Annotated in this window: 19 protein-coding genes; 9 read left to right on the forward strand and 10 right to left on the reverse strand. The window is 62.8% G+C overall.

Annotated elements, in window-relative coordinates; all coding sequences use genetic code 11:
• Positions 1-89: 89 nt before the first annotated feature.
• A complete protein-coding gene (locus L0U82_RS14220) occupies positions 90-1,373 on the reverse strand; it encodes an MFS transporter (RefSeq protein ID WP_233831803.1) in 1,284 nt (427 codons plus the stop codon).
• Positions 1,374-1,467: 94 nt separating this feature from the next.
• Here L0U82_RS14220 and L0U82_RS14225 point away from each other — a divergent pair, with 94 nt between their 5' ends.
• Together L0U82_RS14225 and L0U82_RS14230 are read left to right on the forward strand one after the other, a co-directional pair.
• The gene (locus tag L0U82_RS14225) at positions 1,468-2,178 is read left to right on the forward strand and encodes a pseudouridine synthase (RefSeq protein WP_233831804.1); all 711 of its coding nucleotides are present in this window, start codon (positions 1,468-1,470) and stop codon (positions 2,176-2,178) included.
• Between the two features lie 169 nt (positions 2,179-2,347).
• Positions 2,348-2,536: a hypothetical protein gene (locus L0U82_RS14230; protein WP_233833362.1), complete on the forward strand. Its 189-nt coding sequence runs from the start codon at positions 2,348-2,350 to the stop codon at positions 2,534-2,536.
• Positions 2,537-2,736: 200 nt separating this feature from the next.
• Here L0U82_RS14230 and L0U82_RS14235 read toward each other — a convergent pair whose 3' ends face one another.
• Positions 2,737-3,837 (reverse strand): sugar nucleotide-binding protein, encoded by a 1,101-nt coding sequence (locus L0U82_RS14235; protein WP_233831806.1) that lies wholly within the window; start codon positions 3,835-3,837, stop codon positions 2,737-2,739.
• 94 nt (positions 3,838-3,931) lie between these two features.
• Between L0U82_RS14235 and L0U82_RS14240 the strand changes: the two genes are divergently transcribed.
• The 3 genes from L0U82_RS14240 (at position 3,932) to L0U82_RS14250 (ending at position 7,004) form a co-directional block, all read left to right on the forward strand.
• Complete coding sequence (locus L0U82_RS14240; protein ID WP_233831807.1) at positions 3,932-4,963, forward strand: CDP-6-deoxy-delta-3,4-glucoseen reductase; 1,032 nt, start codon at positions 3,932-3,934, stop codon at positions 4,961-4,963.
• Positions 4,964-5,331: 368 nt separating this feature from the next.
• On the forward strand, positions 5,332-6,516 hold the full coding sequence (locus tag L0U82_RS14245) for an acetylornithine transaminase (protein WP_233831808.1): 1,185 nt from the start codon (positions 5,332-5,334) through the stop codon (positions 6,514-6,516).
• A 17-nt stretch (positions 6,517-6,533) separates the two neighbouring features.
• Positions 6,534-7,004, forward strand: coding sequence for a GNAT family acetyltransferase (locus tag L0U82_RS14250; protein ID WP_233831809.1), 471 nt, complete (start codon positions 6,534-6,536; stop codon positions 7,002-7,004).
• Positions 7,005-7,153: 149 nt separating this feature from the next.
• On the opposite strand, the gene L0U82_RS14255 is transcribed toward L0U82_RS14250, so the two are convergent.
• The 8 genes from L0U82_RS14255 to L0U82_RS14290 all read right to left on the reverse strand — a co-directional run bounded on the left by L0U82_RS14255 (position 7,154) and on the right by L0U82_RS14290 (position 15,640).
• Positions 7,154-8,218 carry a hypothetical protein gene (locus L0U82_RS14255; protein ID WP_233831810.1) on the reverse strand — a complete coding sequence of 355 codons (1,065 nt, stop codon included), beginning with the start codon at positions 8,216-8,218 and terminating at the stop codon, positions 7,154-7,156.
• Between the two features lie 349 nt (positions 8,219-8,567).
• The gene (locus tag L0U82_RS14260; protein WP_442793640.1) at positions 8,568-9,272 is read right to left on the reverse strand and encodes an ABC transporter ATP-binding protein; all 705 of its coding nucleotides are present in this window, start codon (positions 9,270-9,272) and stop codon (positions 8,568-8,570) included.
• Between the two features lie 17 nt (positions 9,273-9,289).
• A complete protein-coding gene (locus tag L0U82_RS14265) occupies positions 9,290-10,090 on the reverse strand; it encodes an ABC transporter ATP-binding protein (protein WP_233831812.1) in 801 nt (266 codons plus the stop codon).
• A 20-nt stretch (positions 10,091-10,110) separates the two neighbouring features.
• Positions 10,111-11,280, reverse strand: a complete 1,170-nt coding sequence (locus L0U82_RS14270) for an ABC transporter permease subunit (protein WP_233831814.1) — start codon at positions 11,278-11,280, stop codon at positions 10,111-10,113.
• Positions 11,281-11,297: 17 nt separating this feature from the next.
• Positions 11,298-12,248 carry a branched-chain amino acid ABC transporter permease gene (locus L0U82_RS14275; protein ID WP_233831815.1) on the reverse strand — a complete coding sequence of 317 codons (951 nt, stop codon included), beginning with the start codon at positions 12,246-12,248 and terminating at the stop codon, positions 11,298-11,300.
• Positions 12,249-12,475: 227 nt separating this feature from the next.
• Positions 12,476-13,678: a branched-chain amino acid ABC transporter substrate-binding protein gene (locus tag L0U82_RS14280; protein WP_233831816.1), complete on the reverse strand. Its 1,203-nt coding sequence runs from the start codon at positions 13,676-13,678 to the stop codon at positions 12,476-12,478.
• Positions 13,679-14,222: 544 nt separating this feature from the next.
• Positions 14,223-15,182: a 4-hydroxy-3-methylbut-2-enyl diphosphate reductase gene (ispH, locus tag L0U82_RS14285; protein WP_233831817.1), complete on the reverse strand. Its 960-nt coding sequence runs from the start codon at positions 15,180-15,182 to the stop codon at positions 14,223-14,225.
• 2 nt (positions 15,183-15,184) lie between these two features.
• A complete protein-coding gene (locus L0U82_RS14290; RefSeq protein WP_233831818.1) occupies positions 15,185-15,640 on the reverse strand; it encodes an FKBP-type peptidyl-prolyl cis-trans isomerase in 456 nt (151 codons plus the stop codon).
• Positions 15,641-15,831: 191 nt separating this feature from the next.
• On the opposite strand from L0U82_RS14290, the gene radC reads away from it, so the two are divergent.
• The 4 genes from radC (at position 15,832) to nadB (ending at position 19,337) form a co-directional block, all read left to right on the forward strand.
• Positions 15,832-16,842 (forward strand): RadC family protein, encoded by a 1,011-nt coding sequence (gene radC, locus L0U82_RS14295; RefSeq protein WP_442793618.1) that lies wholly within the window; start codon positions 15,832-15,834, stop codon positions 16,840-16,842.
• A 195-nt stretch (positions 16,843-17,037) separates the two neighbouring features.
• Positions 17,038-17,271 (forward strand): 50S ribosomal protein L28, encoded by a 234-nt coding sequence (rpmB, locus tag L0U82_RS14300; protein ID WP_007180631.1) that lies wholly within the window; start codon positions 17,038-17,040, stop codon positions 17,269-17,271.
• A 10-nt stretch (positions 17,272-17,281) separates the two neighbouring features.
• A complete protein-coding gene (gene rpmG, locus L0U82_RS14305; RefSeq protein WP_008919555.1) occupies positions 17,282-17,449 on the forward strand; it encodes a 50S ribosomal protein L33 in 168 nt (55 codons plus the stop codon).
• A 280-nt stretch (positions 17,450-17,729) separates the two neighbouring features.
• Positions 17,730-19,337, forward strand: coding sequence for an L-aspartate oxidase (gene nadB, locus L0U82_RS14310; protein ID WP_233831819.1), 1,608 nt, complete (start codon positions 17,730-17,732; stop codon positions 19,335-19,337).
• Positions 19,338-19,362 lie beyond the last annotated feature (25 nt).

Raw genomic sequence — 19,362 nt, forward strand, 5'->3', positions numbered from 1 at the left:
CAGGCAAGGGGCTTTACATTCGCGCGCCGCCGCTGGCACGATGAAAATGGATTTTCATCATGGCACCGCGCCCGCATGTCGCGACGTGGTCAGCACGCCGCTGCACTTGCTTCGACACCCGGCTCCGGGATCCGCATCAGCCGCGCGGCCGGCGACATCACGATGATCAGCGCCTGCACGACAAACGCAAGCGCCGCCGCGACCAGACACGCATCGACGTTCCATCGCGCGCTGAGCGCCGCGCCGAGCAGCGCGCCCACCGGACGCGCGCCATAGGTGGCGGTGCTGATCAGCGCGGACACGCGGCCCATCATCCGTTCGGGGGTGATCGCCTGACGCAGCGTCGTCGAGCCGACGACCCACAGGATCGGCCCGGCGCCGAGCAGAAAGAAACTCGCCAACGCGAGCCAGAACGACGGCGCGACGAGCGTCGCCACCATCACCAGCGACGCGAGCAGACCGCAGCATGGCCCGATGATCAGCATGCGGCCGAAGGCGAGACGCCGCGCGATCGCGGGCGCGGCAAGCGCGCCGCACACCATGCCGACGCCGTACGCGCCGAGCGTCACGCCGACCGCCGACGCGCCGAGCCCGAGGCGATGCACCGCGTACGGCACATACACCGCCTGCAGGATGAAGAAGCCGAGGTTGAAGAACACGGCGGTCGCGAGCATCGGCAGCAGCAACGGATCGCGCAGCACGAAGCGCGTGCCGTCGCGCAACTCCAGCATGAAATGGCGCGCTGGCGTGGCCGCGCGCGGCGGCTCGCGCAAGCCCGCGAGCAAGGCGACGGCGAGCGCGGACAAGGCCGCCGCGCCGCCATACGCCCAGCCCGCGCCGATCCAACCGACCAGCAAACCACCAAGCGCCGGTCCGGCCGAATACGCGACGCTGCGCGCGAGTTCGAGCCGGCCGTTGGCAATCGCGTAGGCCTCGCGCGGCACGATCGACGGCACCAGCGATGGCGCCGCAACGTTGTAGGCCACCGTGCCGGTCGCGGCGACGAAGCCGAGCGCGGCCAGCAGCGGCAGATTCAGCGTATGCGTGAGCACCAGCAGCAGCACACCGAGCATCGCGCACACGCGCACGCTTTCGGCGAGCGTCATCAACACGCGTCGCGAGCGGCGGTCGGCCCACACGCCGAGCGGAATCGACAGCAGCAAAAACGGCAGCGTCTGCGCGGTTTGCAGCAGACCGGTATCGCGCGCGCTCGCGCCGAGAGCGAACACCGCGACCAGCGGCGCGGCGGCGAGGCTGATCTGCTCGGCCGATTGCGCGCACAGGTTCGACCAGGCGAGGCGCCGGAATGCGCCGGACAACCGGGGCGCAGCGGTAGCCGAAGATGAAGAAGACGATGATGGCGTGGCGGACATCGATGAACTCCCGGGATTGAACGTCAGGTGTTCATCGTCGTCGACTGGGCGTCGCGAGGCGCCCCGCTTCTTGCGGTGTTATTCTTCGCTCGCCATGAATCTCGAAAGCATCCTCTTTACCCAGGGTTTCGGTTCGCGCCGGCAATGCCGCGCGTTGATCGGTGACGCGCGCGTCACCATCGACGGCGCCGTCTGCGCCGATGCCGACGCCGATTTCGCCATCACCGGCGACACGTTTCGCTTCACTGTCGACGGCGTCGAATGGCCGTATCGCGAGCACGCGTATCTGCTATTGAACAAGCCCGTTGGCTACGAATGCTCGCGCGATCCGCAGCATCATCTGAGTGTGTTCAGTCTGCTGCCGCCGCAATTCGCCGAGCGTGGCGTGCAGTGCGTCGGCCGCCTCGATCAGGACACCACCGGCCTACTGCTGCTCTCCGACGACGGCAAGTTCGTGCATCAGTTCACATCGCCCAAACGCAAGGTCCCCAAGCTGTACGTCGCGACCACGCGCCATCCGCTCGACGACGCGCAACTGATCGCGCTGCGTGACGGCGTGCTATTGCATGGCGAGAGCAAACCGAGCGCCGCGCTCGATGCCGAGGCGCGCGATACCCACACGCTTGCGATGAGCGTGCTCGAAGGCAAATACCATCAGGTCAAGCGGATGATCGCGGCGGCCGGCAACCGCTGCGAGGCACTGCATCGCGAGCGGATCGGCGGCCTCGTCATGCCCGCGACGCTCGCGCCCGGCGCATGGCAATGGCTCGACGCCGCCGGTCTCGACGCGCTGCGCAGCGGGTAAACATCTAGCGCGCCATTAGTCACACCATAAGCCTTTGATGCGCCGGCAAAAAGGCCGCGCGCATTGCGGGGCATCGCACAGAGTGCGTTGCGTCGCAGCATGCCGTTCCCGACCTGTCGCCCTATACTCGTTTAAACAAACGACTACAAAGGTTTCAAGGAGGGGCGCCATGCATATCGACGGCACGATTACGATCCCGCAGGCGATGATTGCGTTTATCTGTTTTGCGCTGCTGCTGGTCGGCGGCTCGCTGGTGATCATGCGGCTGCGGCACAAGTACCATCCGAACCTGATCGGCGCTTTGATCGGCGGGATGCTGTGCTTCCTGCTGCTGGAAATGCTGCCGTCACTGACCTGACACGGCAGCACGAGCGGATCGCGCGATGCGGCAAGCGCGCGGTCCGACGATGCAGCGCGGCGGATGCGCGTTTTTGCGAGGCAGCGATGTCTCGGGAGGCGGATTTTTTTGCCGCTTTGTTCTGCGCTCTTGCGTAACTGCTCCGCTGCCGCGCTCGCGGCTTTCGTTGCCTCGTCTGTTACCTTGTCTACAAGCGAGCGCTAGCCGCTCGCCTTCGCCACTTCGCTCAGAAAATCCTCGACGTCCGGATAGCGCAAACGCACGCGCAATTCCTGTTTCAGACGCCGGTTCACGAGCCGTCGCGATTCGCGCATGAACGACAGCAGCATCGGCTCGATCTGGGTTTCCGCTTGCGCGCGCGTGATGCGCGGCGCGCGCGCAAGGCCGAACGTATCGGCGACCGCATCGAAGTACGCGGCCATTTTCAGCGACGAATCGTCGGATGCGTGGATCGTGCGCGCGGGTCGTCCATGTGTCGCGAGGCGCACGAGAATCGCGGCGAGGTCGTCGGCGTGGATGTGATTGGTGTAGACGTCATCGACATCGACGAGCGCGGGCGTGCGTCGTTCGAGCCGCGCGAGCGGCAGACGGCTGCGCGCATAGATGCCCGGAATCCGCGCGATGCTCGCGCTTACGCTGCCGCGCGCGGTCGCGCGCCGCAATTGCGACTCCGCCGATACGCGCCGTTTCGCGCGCGCGTTGGCCGGCCGCGTCGTGCGCGTTTCGTCGATCCACGCGCCGCCGCAGTCGCCGTAGACGCCCGTCGTACTGGCGTAGACGATCCGCGTGGGCACGCGCGCGGCGGCGGTCCGCCACACCCCGTCGGGTACAATACCGGGTGTTTCAGCGTCCCGATATGAAGCACACTTGCGGCGTATTCGCCCGATCGGCGTCACCGCCGGCAGCGCTGCGAAACCGGCCGTTCGGCGTGCGGCAGAGGCGCCGAGGCGAGCGCCGGCACGAGGTGCGAGGCCCGCCGCGCAAGCCCGCGCGAAGCCCGGCCTCGCGAGTGTCGCAAGCAGCGCGCGCGTGCGCTGGTCGCCGTCACCGGACTTCTGCGGCGGAGCGAGATGCAGCACCGTCGGCGCGAGACCCGCGAGCCGTTTGAGGCTGCGCCGGTCGTCGAGATCGCCGACGAGCGGCGTCACGCCCGCGGCGCGCAGCTCCGCGCAACGCGCGGCATGGCTCGTCAATGCGAAGACATGTGCGCGCGGCCGCAACAGAGGCACACAGCGCATGCCGACGTCGCCGCATCCAACGATCAGTACGCGCGGCCGGCGGAAGTTTCGTGTCGCTTTCATGGTGGACGCATTGTAGCCGTCACACGCAACAGGTACCGCGCGGTCGACCCGGCGGATCCGCTAACGATTCTGTTTTTTCGATTCCGAACACTCTATGGCATTTAACGTCACGCTCCGGCAAAGCGGCCGGCAGTTTCAGGTAGAACAGGACGAACCGGTGCTCTCCGCCGCCCTGCGTCAAGGCATCGGCCTGCCGTACGGCTGCAAGAACGGCGCGTGCGGTTCGTGCAAGGGCACCGTCGTGAGCGGCGAAGTCGAGCAACGCGCGCATTCGTCGTCGGCGTTGTCGAACGACGAAAAGACCCGCGGCATGGCGCTGCTGTGCTGCGCGACCGCCTGTTCCGATCTCGAAGTGGACATCCGCGAAGTGGCCGGTGTCGGCGACGTGCAAGTGAAGAAGCTGCCGTGCCGCGTCAACGCGATCGAGCGCAAGGCCGACGACGTGATCGTCGTCAAGCTGCAACTGCCCGCCAACGAACGTCTGCAATATCTGGCCGGCCAGTACCTCGAATTTATCCTGAAGGACGGCAAGCGCCGCAGCTATTCGATGGCGAACGCGCCGCACGTCGAAGGCCCGATCGAATTGCATATCCGCCATATGCCCGGCGGCGCCTTCACCGACCACGTGTTTTCGACGATGAAGGAGCGCGACATCCTGCGTTTCGAAGCGCCGCTCGGCACGTTCTTCCTGCGCGAAGACTCGGACAAGCCGATCGTGCTGCTCGCGTCGGGCACCGGCTTCGCGCCGCTGAAGGCGATCGTCGAGCACACGGTGTTCAAGAACATCACGCGGCCGATCACGCTCTATTGGGGCGCGCGCCGCAAGAAAGACCTGTATCTGCTCGAACTCGCCGAGCAGTGGGCGCGCGAGATTCCGAACTTCAAATTCGTGCCGGTGCTCTCCGAGCCGGATGCTAGCGACGCATGGACAGGCCGCACGGGCTTCGTGCATCGCGCGGTGATCGAAGATCTGCCCGATCTGTCGGGCTATCAGGTCTATGCATGCGGTGCGCCGGTGATGGTCGAGTCGGCGGTGCGCGATTTCACGCAGCATCACGGTCTGCCCGAAGACGAGTTTTACGCGGACTCGTTCACGAGCGCCGCCGACCTCGCGAACGCGGTCTGATCGTCGCCGATCGAACGGCCCGCGCAAAACACGCGGGCTGTGCCGCCTGAACGTGTCAGCATCGAGACAGCGCGAAAAAATGCGCGTCGATGCAGCGCCGATGCAAATTCATAGTTTACATCGGCGCTTTCCTTGTCGTATTCTTTCGCGCATGAACCGCATCCAGTCCGAACTCCGACGTCGCCGCTTGCCGCTCCCCTAGGGGCGCCGCTGGCTTCGTCACGGATTCGCGCTATACAAGGCGCAAGCTGTTCGAATCATGAAAGCCACGGCATGCCGTGGCTTTTCTGTTTTTCCGGCCGCCTTTTTACGGGCCAACGTGATTGATCCTTCACTCTGCCTTTACCTTTTGCCTGGAGCCTGCCGTCATGAATTTCAATGAATATCCGATCGAGTCGCTGATGTACATCACGAACCGGCCCGAAGTCGTTTTCACGCACGGCAAGGGCTCGTGGATTTACGACAATAACGGCAAGCGCTATCTGGATTTCATTCAGGGCTGGGCGGTCAACAGTCTCGGCCATTGCAACGACGGCATGATCGAGGCGCTGAACACGCAGGCAAAGCTGCTGTTCAACCCGTCGCCGGCGTTCTACAACGAGCCGATGGCAAGGCTCGCGGGCCTGCTCACGCAGCACAGCTGCTTCGACAAGGTGTTCTTCACGAACAGCGGCGCCGAGGCGAACGAAGGCGCGATCAAGCTCGCGCGCAAGTGGGGCAAGAAATTCAAGGACGGCGCGTTCGAGATCATCACGTTCGATCACAGCTTCCACGGCCGCACGCTCGCGACGATGTCGGCGAGCGGCAAGCCGGGCTGGGACACGATCTACGCGCCGCAAGTGCCGGGCTTCCCGAAGGCGGACCTGAACGACATCGCGTCGGTCGAAAAGCTGATCAACGCGAAGACCGTCGCGGTGATGCTCGAACCGATTCAGGGCGAAGGCGGTGTGATCCCGGCGTCGCGCGAATTCATGCAGCAACTGCGCGAGCTGACGAAGAAGCACAACCTGCTGCTGATCGTCGATGAAGTGCAAAGCGGTTGCGGCCGCGCGGGCACGTTGTTCGCGTATGAGCTGTCGGGCGTCGAGCCGGACATCATGACGCTCGCCAAGGGCATCGGCGGCGGCGTGCCGCTCGGCGCGCTGCTGTGCAAGGCAGCCGTCGAAGTGTTCGAAGCCGGCGACCAGGGCGGCACCTACAACGGCAATCCGCTGATGACCGCGGTCGGCTATTCGGTGATCTCGCAACTGGTCGCGCCGGGCTTCCTCGAAGGCGTGCAGGCGCGCGGCGAATATCTGCGCACGAAGCTGCTCGAACTGTCGGAAGAGCGCGGCTTCGAGGGCGAGCGCGGCGAAGGTCTGCTGCGCGCGTTGCTGCTCGGCAAGGACATCGGCAACCAGATCGTCGAAAAGGCTCGCGAGATGCAACCGGACGGTCTGTTGCTGAACGCGGCGCGCCCGAACCTGCTGCGCTTCATGCCGGCGCTGAATGTGACCACCGAAGAGATCGACCAGATGCTGGCGATGCTGCGTTCGGTGCTCGACTCGCTGTAATCACACGGAGCGCGCCGATGACGACCAACACGACGCTATCGATCCGCCGCTTCGACGCGGCTGACACCGATGCCGTGGTCGCACTGTGGCAGCAGGCTTTTCCCGAGTACCGGGACATGACGAGGCCGCAGCGCAATCCGCATCTGTCGATCGCCAACAAGCTCGCGACGCAGCCTGAGCTGTTCTTCGTCGCGGTGCTCGACGAACGCATCGTCGGCACCGTGATGGGCGGCTACGATGGGCATCGCGGCTGGATGTATTCGCTGGCGGTCGATCAAGCGGTGCGACGTCATGGCATTGGCACGCGGCTCGTTGCGCACGTCGAAAGCGCGCTGACCGTGCTGGGCTGTCCGAAGCTGAATCTGCAGGTGCTGTCCGCGAAGGCCGATCTTCAGGCGTTCTATGAGGCGCTCGGTTATCGCGCCGATGCGGTGATCAGTCTCGGCAAGCGGCTCGGCGAATTCGCGGAGGCGGCACCGGCTGGTTGAAGCGTCCGCCGTGCTCAGGCAAAAAAAGGCTGCATGCGGGGTCGGTTCAGATACGCATGCAGCCTTTTTCTTTTCGAGTCTGGACGCGTATGCGTATCCGGAAGATCACGCAGGCGCGGCGCCGTCATCTCGCGCCCGCTGTCACACGCTCACGCTTCGATATGCGTAGGCTCGAACGACATCGCGGCGGTATCGCCGTCGGGCCGCTTGAACAAGGTCGTGCCGTGACCGTTCAGATCGAGCAGCGAGATCGACAGCGCTTGCGTGAAACCAATCGTCACGGAGACCGGCGCATCGGCAGACGGGCTTGTCGTGCCTGTTGTGTTTGTCGTAGCGGCGGAAGTCGCGTCACCGGCGCCGGTCGTCGCGTTCGCGTTACCCGCTTGCGCGCCCTTGGTCACGCCCTTCAGCAGTTCGAGCGCTTCCTGCGAGCCGTGCAGCTTCGGCTGCCCCAGTCCCGCGATCAGTTCGCTCAACAGGCTGTTTGCGCCGCTGGACCCATCGAGTGATCCGGCGGAGTTTTGCTGCTTTTTCGCATCGTTGCTGTCGCCAGCCTGATCTCCGCTGGCCGGCAGACCGCCCCCGGACGTTGATGGAACAGCCGCGGCTGGGCGCAATATCTCCGTCGTCGACGTCACAGTTTGAACCTGCCCTTGCGCAAGCGAAATCGACAGTTTTCCGCTCGATGGATCGAAGTCGATCGCGACCGAGCCGGAGCGCTCATTGACCGCAACCGTCGATATGGACATCGTCCGCGAACCATAGCCGGTACCGTAGCTGGTCGACATCGACGACGCGACCGTCGTGGATTCGTCGAAACTCGCGTTCAGATCGACAGCGCCGCCTTGAGACAGTTCATCGGCGAAGCTTTTGGTGGCCGCGTCGGCCTGCGACTGACTGAAGCCGCTTTGCACCAGCAATGTGTTGAGCGTCGAACTCAACTGCGTGCGCGCGGTTGCCGATACTTCGCTCATCCCAGTCGACGGATCGACCGTCGTTGCGCCATTGGCCGCCTGCGCGAACTCCTGCGCAAGCAGGCCCACATTGACTTCGGCGCGTGACGCGACGACTTGCATCGAGCTCAGGCTCAGGCTGGCGTCCGGCGTCGCGCCCACCTGACTGGACTGGCTCTGTCCCTGGCTGACGGACGGGTCTTGAGAATTGGGTACGCTCAGCAACCCGAGGACGTTGTTGCCGCTGATAGGAGTCGACATGTCTGGTGACCGCGAGGTTGGTAGCGGGATACCGGGTGCCGCCACAGTGGGCGAAACACGGCTTCTTGTCTGATGATATCGGCGGATCACGGCCGGGCTTGAGGATGTTTTGCGATTTCCGTACTGGCGCGCCGGGTGGCGAGCGCGCACACCGGCTGCAGATAGGGCTGGCGATCAACCGTAAAAATACCTGCTGGCCGGTTAAACCCAATAAAAAAAAGGCTGCATGCGGAATACGCATGCAGCCTTTTCTATCAATGCCGTCGAGCCGCTGAATCAGGCCGACCTGCTCAACCTGCCTGTCTGGCGAATTTATTCGGCCGGCTTATTCACTTACTCATTCACCCACTTATTCACCCAGATAAGCCGCCCGGACCTTCGGATCATCGAGCATCTGCTTCGCGTCACCCGACATCGTGACGAGACCCGAGTCCATCACATAGCCGCGATTCGCTGCCTGCAGCGCGAGACGCGCGTTCTGCTCGACCAGCAGCACGGTCATCCCTTCGGACGAAATCAGCCGGACCACTTCGAAGATCTTCTCGACCATGATCGGCGACAGACCCATCGACGGTTCATCGAGCAACAACAGCTTCGGCCGCGAGATGATCGCGCGCGCCATCGCCAGCATTTGCTGCTCGCCGCCCGACAGCGTGCCCGCGTACTGCGACGCACGCTCTTTCAGACGCGGGAAGAAGCCGAACATACGGTCGACGTCCTTCTCGATTTCGTCCTTATCGTTGCGCAGATACGCGCCCATCTGCATGTTCTCGACGATCGACATGCGCGCGAAGATGCCGCGTCCTTCCGGCACCATCGCGAGACCGCGCTTCAGAAGCTCGTGCGCGGGCAGCCCCTTGATCGACTGGCCCATGTACTCGATGTCGCCCGCCGCGTACGCCTTCAGGCCGGTGATCGCCTTCATCGTCGTGGTCTTGCCCGCGCCGTTCGCGCCGATCAGCGTGACCAGTTCGCCCTGCCCGACTTCGAGGTCGATGCCCTTGACCGCCTGGATGCCACCGTAGTTGACCTGCAGGCCCTTGATTTTCAACATTGCTTGCGTTGTGGACATCAGTGGACTCCCGCACCCAGATAAGCTTCGATCACCTTCGCATCCTTCTGCACGTCCTGCGGCAGACCCTGTGCGATTACCTTGCCGTAGTCGAGCACCGTCATCTGGTTGCACAGACCCATCACCAGCTTCACGTCGTGCTCGATCAGCAGGATCGTCTTGCCGTCAGCGCGAATCTTGTCGAGCAGTTTGGTCAGCTCGACCTTTTCCGTTGCGTTCATGCCGGCCGCCGGTTCGTCGAGCGCGAGCAGCTTCGGATCGGTCGCCAGCGCACGGGCGATTTCCAGACGGCGCTGGTGACCGTACGACAGGTTGCGCGACGTGTAGTCCGCGTATTGCGCGATGCCGACGTAGTCGAGCAGTTCGATCGCGCGCTCCTTGATCTCACGCTCTTCCTTGCGTTCGGACGGTGTCTGCAGCACTGCGCCGATCAGGCCGTGCTTGGTGCGCACGTGACGGCCGACCATCACGTTTTCCAGCGCGGTCATGCCGCCGAACAGACGGATGTTCTGGAACGTGCGGGCGATGCCCGCCTTCGCGACCTGATACACCGCGGTCGGCGTGTAGTTCTCGCCGTCGAGCTTGAATTCGCCCGAATCCGGCGTGTACAGCCCCGTGATCACGTTGAAGAAGGTCGTCTTGCCGGCGCCGTTCGGGCCGATCAGACCGTAGATCGTGCCTTTCTCGATCTGCAGACCGACATCCGACAGGGCCTGCAGGCCGCCGAAGCGCTTGTTCACGCCTTTCACCGACAGACGGATCTGGCCGTTGCCTGCGTTGTTGTTTACGTTATCGCTCATGTCTTATCTCCCTGCGTGCGTCAGGCGCGCACCGGCTTCTTGCCGTTGCGTTTGGCCAGCTTCGCGATCTTGTCCTCGTGCTTCGGCGCGGGCCACAGGCCTTCCGAGCGATACAGCATGATCACGACCATCGCGAGACCGTACAGCAGCTGACGGATCACTTCGGTATCGACGATTTCATGACCGAAGATCATGTTCTGCAACGGACCCATCGTCGAACGCAGGAATTCCGGGAACACCGCGAGCAGCACCGCGCCGAGGATCACGCCGGGGATGTGGCCCATGCCGCCGAGCACCACGCACGCGAGCACCACGACCGATTCCCAGAACGTGAACGATTCCGGCGACACGAAGCCCTGGAACGCGCCGAACATCGCGCCCGACAGACCGCCGAACGACGCGCCCATCGCGAACGCGAGCAGCTTCACGTTACGGGTGTTGATGCCCATCGCCTTCGCGGCGATTTCGTCTTCGCGGATCGCCGCCCATGCGCGGCCGATACGCGAATGCTGCAGACGCGTACAGACCCAGATCACGAACAGCGCGCACAGCACGAACAGGTAGTAGTACGAGTACACCGACGGGAACTGGAAGCCGAACAGCGAGTGCGACTGCGCGAGGCTGAAGCCGCCCACCTGCACCGGGTCGATACCGGTGATCCCCTTCGGGCCGTTGGTGATGTTCACCGGACGGTCGAGGTTGTTCATGAAGATCCGCACGATTTCCCCGAAGCCGAGGGTCACGATCGCGAGATAGTCGCCACGCAGACGCAACGTCGGCGCGCCGAGCAGAATCCCGAAGATCGCGGCGAGCGCCATCGCGATCGGCACGATGATCCAGATCGGGAAGTGCAGTCCATTCGGCGCGAGATGCGCGATCCACTCGAACTGCGTCGTGAGGTGCGGCGAGCTGAGCAGCGCGGCGACGTACGCGCCGATTGCGTAGAACGCGATGTAGCCCAAATCGAGCAGGCCGGCGAAGCCGACCACCACGTTCAGGCCCAGCGCGAGCATCACGTACAGCATCGCGAAGTCGAGCACGCGGACCCAGTAGTTACCGCCCGCGGAGCCGATGATGATCGGCGCGGCGATCACGAGGATGGCCGTGATGATGCCGACAGTCAGCGTCTTCGCCAGGTTCTTTTCGGGGATGAGCGTCGTGGACGGCTCGATCGGTTGAATTGAGGTCATGTCTTTTTCTCCCGGGATCAGGCGCGATCCGCAACACGTTCGCCGAGCAGGCCCGACGGACGGAACACCAGCACGACGATCAGCACGATGAACGCAAACACGTCCTGATAGTTACTGCCGAACACACCGCCAGTGAGATTGCCGATATAGCCGGCGCCCAACTGTTCAATGAGGCCGAGCAGCACCCCGCCCACCATCGCGCCGCCGAGGTTGCCGATACCGCCGAGCACCGCCGCGGTAAAGGCCTTCAGGCCGGGGATGAAGCCCATGTAGAAGTGCGCGTTGCCGTATTCGGACGCGATCATCACGCCGGCGAGAGCGGCCAGCGCCGAGCCGATCATGAAGGTCGCCGAAATCACGAAGTTCGGGCTCACGCCCATCAGGCTCGCGACGTTCGGGTTCTCGGCGATCGCGCGCATCGCGCGGCCGAGCTTGGTTTTGTGCACGAGCAGCAGCAGACCGCCCATCACGAGGAACGCGACCACGATGATGACGATTTCAGTCATCGAGATCACGGCGCCCGGCGTCGTGTCGGTGGCCTTGATCACGTTGATCGGATCGGTAGGCAGCAGCTGCGGGAACGGCAGCGGGTTGCGCGACCAGATCATCATCGCGAGCGTCTGCAGCAGGATCGACACACCGATGGCGGTGATCAGCGGCGCGAGACGCGGCGCCCGGCGCAACGGCCGGTAGGCCACCCGCTCGATCGTGTAGCCGACCACCGAGCAAACCGCCGCCGCGATGATCAACGCGATGATGAGCGTCGGCACGTTGCCGAGCCCGGGGAAGTGGTTCTGCAGCACACCTATGGCGGAGAGCGCGACCATCGCGCCCACCATCAACACGTCGCCGTGAGCGAAGTTGATGATGCCCAGAATGCCGTAAACCATCGTATAGCCCAGTGCGATGATGGCGTAGACACTGCCAAGCACCAATCCATTCAGGATCTGCTGGATGAAGATATCCATTTAATGCTCCTTAGCCCGTGCGACTGGATTCACGCTTTTCATCGGCCGGTAGGCGGATGTACCACGGAATCTCAACGGCACTGCGGGTACTGATATAAAAGACCGGTAAGGGTTATCCGCTGCCGGTTTACCCCAACGACCGTGATGCGGTCGCGGGCTCGCCATGGGCGGATGCAAAAACGGCACCGTTGGATGGTGTCGGTGCCGTCAGGCTCAACTTCCCGTCATCACATCTTGACGACGTCGAGTACTGCTTTCTTGCCGTCCTTGAAGTCGTAAAGTGTAATGGCGCCCTCTTTCAAATCACCCTTGTCGTCGAACGCGATGTGGCCGATTACACCGTTGTAATCGGTCGAAGGCATCGCAGCCAGCACCTTGGGCGCGTCGATCGAATTAGCGCGCTTCATTGCATCGACGATCACGTACACAGCGTCATACGTAAACGGCGCGTAAATCTGCACCGGCGTGTGGAAGCGGTCCTCGTACTTCTTTTCGAAGTCCGCTCCGCGGTCCATTTTCGAAAGCGCGAGACCCGCCTCCGAACAGACCAGGTTTTGCACGGCGGTTCCCGCCAGCTCCCCTACCTTGTCGGTACACACACCGTCGCCGCCAAGGATTTTTGCCCTGATACCGAGCGCCGCCGCCTGCTTCGTAAACGGCCCGCCCGTCGCGTCCATACCGCCGAACATGATTGCGTCCGGCTGAACACTCTTGATCTTCGTGAGGATGGCCCGGAAATCCGTGGCCTTGTCGTTCGTCGCTTCCCGCGCGACGATCTTCGCTCCGCTCGCCTCGGCGGTCTTCGCGAATTCGTCCGCGAGACCCTTGCCGTAGGCGGTCGCATCGTCCACTACCGCGATGCGTTTGGCGCCCAGCGCCTTGGTCGCGTAATTGGCGAGCGCCGGACCCTGCTGCGCGTCGGTGGCGACCACGCGATAGGTCGTCTTGAACCCCTGCTGCGTGTACGCCGGATTCGTCGACGACGGCGAGATCTGCACGATGCTCGCGTCGCTATAGATCTTCGACGCGGGAATCGATACCCCGGAGTTCAGATGCCCGATCACCGCGACCACGTGATCGTCCACCAGCTTCTGCGCGACGGCGGTACCCGTTTTCGGGTCCGCCGCGTCATCCTGCGCGTCGAGTTGCAGTTGGATCTTGCGACCGTCGATCGTCAGACCCTGCGCATTGATTTCCTCGACCGCGAGGCGCGCCCCATTTTCGTTGTCTTTGCCCAGATGGGCGATTCCGCCCGTCAACGGCGCCGCATGACCGATCTTTACGATAGTCGCTTCGCTCGCGGAGGCCACCGCGGCAGCCGAAGCCGCCGATGCGCCCGCTCCCGCTTCGCCATCCTGTTTCTTGCCGCACGCGGTCAGCATCGCAACCGCGGCCGCGATGGACACGGCGTAAGCAAATTTGACTCGCATCAAGTAAGGTCTCCTGCGCCTTGCAAAATCCACTGTTCAGGACCTCAAGGCCTTGAGAACGCGCGCATTGTAACTCCAATTATGCGGTGGGCAATATTGTTGAACCGGCAGGGTTTTCCTGCATTGCAACCATATTTTGGAAGCGAAATCCGCCAAAAAGCGCAACCCGGTTGCGACTCTTTTTCGCGCGCCAGTTGCACCGTCGTGCAGCCCGATAGCATCAAGTGTTGCGGGCGGTTTCGGCTAAATGCTGGACGCGCGGGGCTTTGCGTCGATCTGTGCTTTTAGCGCGTATTAGATAAAGCGCACTAATTCAGTGCATGGTTAATTGGTGACGTCCGTTTCGAACAGCTTAAAACGGGGATGCATCGGCGCAAAATCAATAAAACACCGGATCACAATTCGAATTGATTTGTGCGCAAGGCCACTCAAATTACTAATCTCTGTTGATCGGGTACTTATTGTTGACATGTGGCGCGGCACGCGACGGCATAAAAAAAGCGCACCCAAGGGTGCGCTTTTCTCTTAGTGCGGCTAACGGGTGTCAGGCGGGCAAGCCTAGGCCACGTGGCAGCGGAAACGCGATGTTTTCCTCGATGCCGTCGAGCGCGCGCACGTTGCGTACGCCCAGCTCGCGCAAACGCGCGATCACCGCCTGGGCCAGCACTTCCGGCGCCGACGCGCCGGCCGTCACGCCGATGCGGCGCTTGCCTTCGACCCAGACCGGGTCGATCTGGTCCGGAGAATCGACCATATACGCCGGCACGCCGAGCTTTTCGGCCAGTTCGCGCAGGCGGTTGGAGTTCGAACTGTTGGGGCTGCCCACGACGATCACGACGTCGCATTGCGGCGCCATGAACTTCACCGCGTCTTGACGATTCTGCGTCGCGTAGCAGATGTCCTGCTTTTTCGGCTCACGGATTGACGGGTACTTGGCTTTCAGCGCGCGGATGATTTCCGCGGCGTCGTCGACCGACAGCGTGGTTTGCGTGACGAACGCAATGCGCTCGGGATCGGCAAGCTGCAGCGCCTGCACGTCTTCGATGTCTTCGACGAGATACATGCCTTCGGCCGTTTGCCCCATCGTGCCCTCGACCTCGGGGTGACCCTTGTGACCGATCATCACGATGTCAAAGCCGTCCTGGCGCATTTTCGCGACTTCGATATGCACCTTGGTCACAAGCGGGCAGGTGGCGTCATACACTCGCAGCCCGCGCGACTCCGCTTCCGACCGCACGGCCTTCGGCACGCCGTGCGCGCTGAAGATCACCGTATTGCCGGCCGGCACTTCCTCGAGGCTTTCGATAAAGATCGCGCCCTTCTTGCGCAGGTCTTCGACCACATAGGCGTTATGGACGATTTCGTGGCGCACGTAGATCGGCGAGCCGTGCAGCATGATGGCCCGCTCGACGATCTCGATCGCCCGGTCGACGCCGGCGCAGAAACCGCGTGGCTGAGCCAGCAGGATCTCCGCTTCGGCGAGAGTCGTATCCGTGATGCTCATGTTTACAGAATCCCGATGATTTTCACTTCAAACGCCAGCGGCTGGCCGGCAAGTGGGTGATTGAAATCGAACAGGGCCGACGTTTCGCCGACTTCCTTCAACACGCCGGCATAGCGCCCGCCGCCCGGCGCGTTGAATTCGACCAGGTCGCCCGGGGAAAAATCCTCGCCGATCATGCTGTTTTCCCGCAGCGTGGCAAGCGACACACGCTGGATCAGCTCCGGATTGCGCGGACCGAATGCCTGCTCGGGGGTTAGCCGAAAGGTCGAATGGTGGCCCACCTTCAAACCCAGCAAAATATCTTCCAGCGACGGCGCCAGTTGACCGGCGCCGAGCAGCAGCGTGGCCGGCTTGTCGTTAAAGGTGTTGATCACCTCAGCGCCATCGGCAAGGGAAAGCCGGTAATGCAGCGTGACGTGTGAACCGGGTTTCACCTCGGAAATATCGATGATGCTCATGCAATGCTCGCTCAGTCGAAGCGCGCTGCACGCGGGCGCCGCGGGCGCAGGCGACGCGTGTGGCAAACCGTCGGATGCCGTGCGCAAAGCGTCTATTGTAAGCCACCTAGCGCGCGACGGTTCGAGTCCGTCGCGCGCGGCGGCCGCGCATTACACCGCGCCGCCAACCCCCAGCGGAGGATTCTAGATATATGGCTGATTTCGCCAGCACCATCGACGCGGCACCTGAGATTGCGCCGCGCAATAAGCGCAAGCCCCGTCCTCTGGCAGATACGGCGACCATGGCAGCCGGGATTACCGAAGGTGCTGGGACTGCGGCAATTGCCGGCCCGCCCGGCCCTATCGGAAAAGAAAAACTCTCCGTGCCCGCCGAAATAGCCGGGCAGCCCGCTGGGCCAACCCGAGCCGCCAGCGCGACTTCACGCGCCCCTAAAGCACGCGCCCGGCCGCGGCTCCTGCGCGGCAAGTGGCTCAAGCGCGACATGCCGCGCGAGCGGCTGATCAATCAGGGCGCCCATGTGCTGTCGGATACCGACATGATCGCACTCGTGCTCGGCTCCGGCCTGCAAGGTCATGATGTATTCAGCGTCGCACGCGTGCTGCTCGAACGCTTCGGCTCGCTGCGCGCGATGCTCGATGCGACCTACGCCGATTTCGACGGCATCCGCGGCATCGGCCCGGCGAAAAAGACCCAGCTGCTCGCGATCATGGAAATGGCGCGCCGCTCGCTCGTCGACAAGATGCGCACGCGCGAGCTGATGAATTCGCCTGAAGTCGTCGAAAACTATTTGCGTCTGCAAATCGGCGGACAGCCGCAGGAGGTGTTCGTGTCGCTGTTTCTCGACGCGCGGCATCGACTGATCCGTTGCGAGGAAAGCGCGCGCGGCTCGCTCACGCGCATGGCGGTCTATCCGCGCGAGATCGTGCGCCGTGCCCTCACCGCGAATGCCGCCAGCCTCATCGTCGCGCACAACCACCCGTCCGGCGTGGTGCAGCCGAGCGCGAGCGACTGCCGCCTGACACAGACGTTGCGCGATGCGCTCGCGCTCGTCGATGTGCAACTGAGCGATCACCTGATCGTCGGCGCGGACAGCGTATACTCGTTCGCCCGTGCCGGCTGGCCGGGGCTGACGCCCAAGCCGGAGGCGCTGCTGGAGACAAAGCGCCCGCCGCATGATAGGCAGGTCCGTGGCAGCAAATAAGGTTTGATTTTGCGGCTTTTTTTCTGCTAGAATTCCGGTTTGCCTATTTCCAACCCCCTGTTCCGAAGCCATTAAGGCGTTCCGCAAAGGTCAGGCGGCTGCAGTAGCGAGTCTTGTCACTCCACTTCAGCGCGGCTCTTTTCGGGAAACTTTCACGGCGTTCGAACTCAGAATTAGCGTATTAGGAGTGCTCTCATGGCACGCGTATGCCAAGTAACTGGGAAAGCGCCGATGAGCGGCAACAACGTTTCCCACGCGAACAACAAGACCAAGCGCCGGTTCCTGCCGAACCTGCAAAACCGCCGCATCTGGGTGGAAAGCGAAAACCGTTGGGTGCGTCTGCGCGTTTCGAACGCCGGCCTGCGCCTGATCGACAAGAACGGTATCGACGCTGTGCTCGCAGACCTGCGCGCACGCGGTGAAGCCTAAGGAGTAAATCATGGCGAAAGGCGCACGCGACAAGATCAAGCTGGAATCGACCGCTGGTACGGGTCACTTCTACACGACGACGAAGAACAAACGCAACATGCCGGAAAAGATGCTGATCAAGAAATTTGATCCGGTCATCCGCAAGCACGTTGACTACAAGGAAACCAAGATCAAGTAATCTTGGATCCTTGAGCCTGACGAAGACAGAAGACAAGCAAAAAGCCTCGCATTCATGCGAGGCTTTTTTGTTTTTGGCCACGCATTGACCGTATCGCCCCATCGCCCGTTTGTCGCCGCCCCCTCTCCGCAATCCGTTCACGGCTTACTCTTGCAGAACTAAACCGTCCTATTCCGTCCGGCCGACTTTCGTTCGCTCGCTGCCACGCGTATCCTTTGTCGTTTTAGCGGCGCGCGACGCGTGCGTCGTCATCGCAAAACGAAAGACGGAGATGTAGGCAATGGAATTCGATGTAGCGATTGTCGGTAGCGGGCTTGCTGGTTTGAGCGTCGCGCTCAACCTCGCTCAAACCCGGCGAGTTGCGGTGATAGCCAAGCGGTCCTTGACCGAAGGCGCGAGCGACTGGGCGCAAGGCGGCATCGCCGCGGTACTCGACTCAGCGGACAGCATCGACAATCACGTGCGCGACACGCTGATCGCGGGTGGCGGTCTGTGCGATGAGACGGCGACGCGCTTCATTGTCGAACACGGGCGCGCCGCGATCGAATGGCTGATCGAGCAGGGTGTGCCGTTTACGAAGGACGACGCAGCAGAACTCGGTTTCCATCTGACACGCGAAGGCGGCCATAGCCATCGCCGGATCATTCACGCGGCCGATGCAACCGGCCACGCGGTTGTCGCCACGCTCAGCGAACAGGTGCGCCGCCATCCGAATATCACTCTGTTCGAAGATCACCACGCGATCGACCTGATCACCTCCGAACGCCTTGGTCTGCCAGACCGTCGTTGCCACGGTCTGTATGCACTTGATCTGCAAAACGGGCGCACCGTGACGATCGAGGCACCGCATACAGTACTCGCGACCGGTGGCGCCGGAAAAGTCTATCTGTACACGACCAACCCCGACACGGCGACCGGCGACGGCATCGCGATGGCATGGCGCGCCGGCTGCCGCGTGTCGAACATGGAATTCATCCAGTTCCATCCGACCTGCCTGTTTCATCCCTACGCGAAGTCGTTTCTGATTTCGGAAGCGGTGCGCGGTGAAGGCGGCATTCTCAAGCTGCCCGACGGCACGCGCTTCATGCCGAATCACGACGAACGCGCCGAACTTGCTCCACGTGACATCGTTGCGCGCGCGATCGACTTCGAGATCAAGAAACGCGGCATCGATTGCGTGTATCTCGACATCAGTCATCAACCGCCCGAATTCCTGCACGAGCATTTCCCGACCATTCTGGCCCGCTGCCTCGAATTCGGCATCGACATCACCAAAGAGCCGATTCCGGTCGTGCCGGCCGCGCACTATACGTGCGGCGGCGTCGTCACCGATCTCGCGGGCCGCACTGATCTCGCGGGCCTTTACGCAGTCGGCGAAACGTCTTGCACCGGCTTGCACGGCGCAAACCGTCTCGCCAGCAACTCACTGCTGGAGTGTCTGGTGATCGGCCGCTCCGCCGCGCAGGCAATCGAGTCAGAAGGCTTCAGTTCCGCGATCCATGCACCGCTGCCGGCCTGGGACGAAAGCCGCGTGTCCGATCCTGACGAGGAAGTCGTGGTCGCGCACAACTGGGACGAGTTGCGCCGCCTGATGTGGAATTACGTCGGCATCGTGCGCACGGACAAGCGGCTCGAGCGCGCAAAGCATCGCCTTGCATTGCTACGCGACGAAATCCACGAGTACTACGCGAACTTCAAGGTGAGCCGCGATCTGCTGGAGCTGCGCAATCTGGTCGACGTGGCATCGCTGATCGTCGAGGGAGCACGCTCGCGGCGCGAAAGCCGGGGCCTGCATTTCAGCCGCGACTGGCCCGCGCCTTTGCCGAAAGCCCTGCCGACCGTACTGTCGCCCGAATACGTGCGCCGGCCTGATACCCGAGTGGTCTGATCGACACGCGCTCGCCTACCTCAGG

Origin of the sequence: Paraburkholderia sp. ZP32-5 (assembly GCF_021390495.1) — a bacterium.
GTDB lineage: Bacteria > Pseudomonadota > Gammaproteobacteria > Burkholderiales > Burkholderiaceae > Paraburkholderia.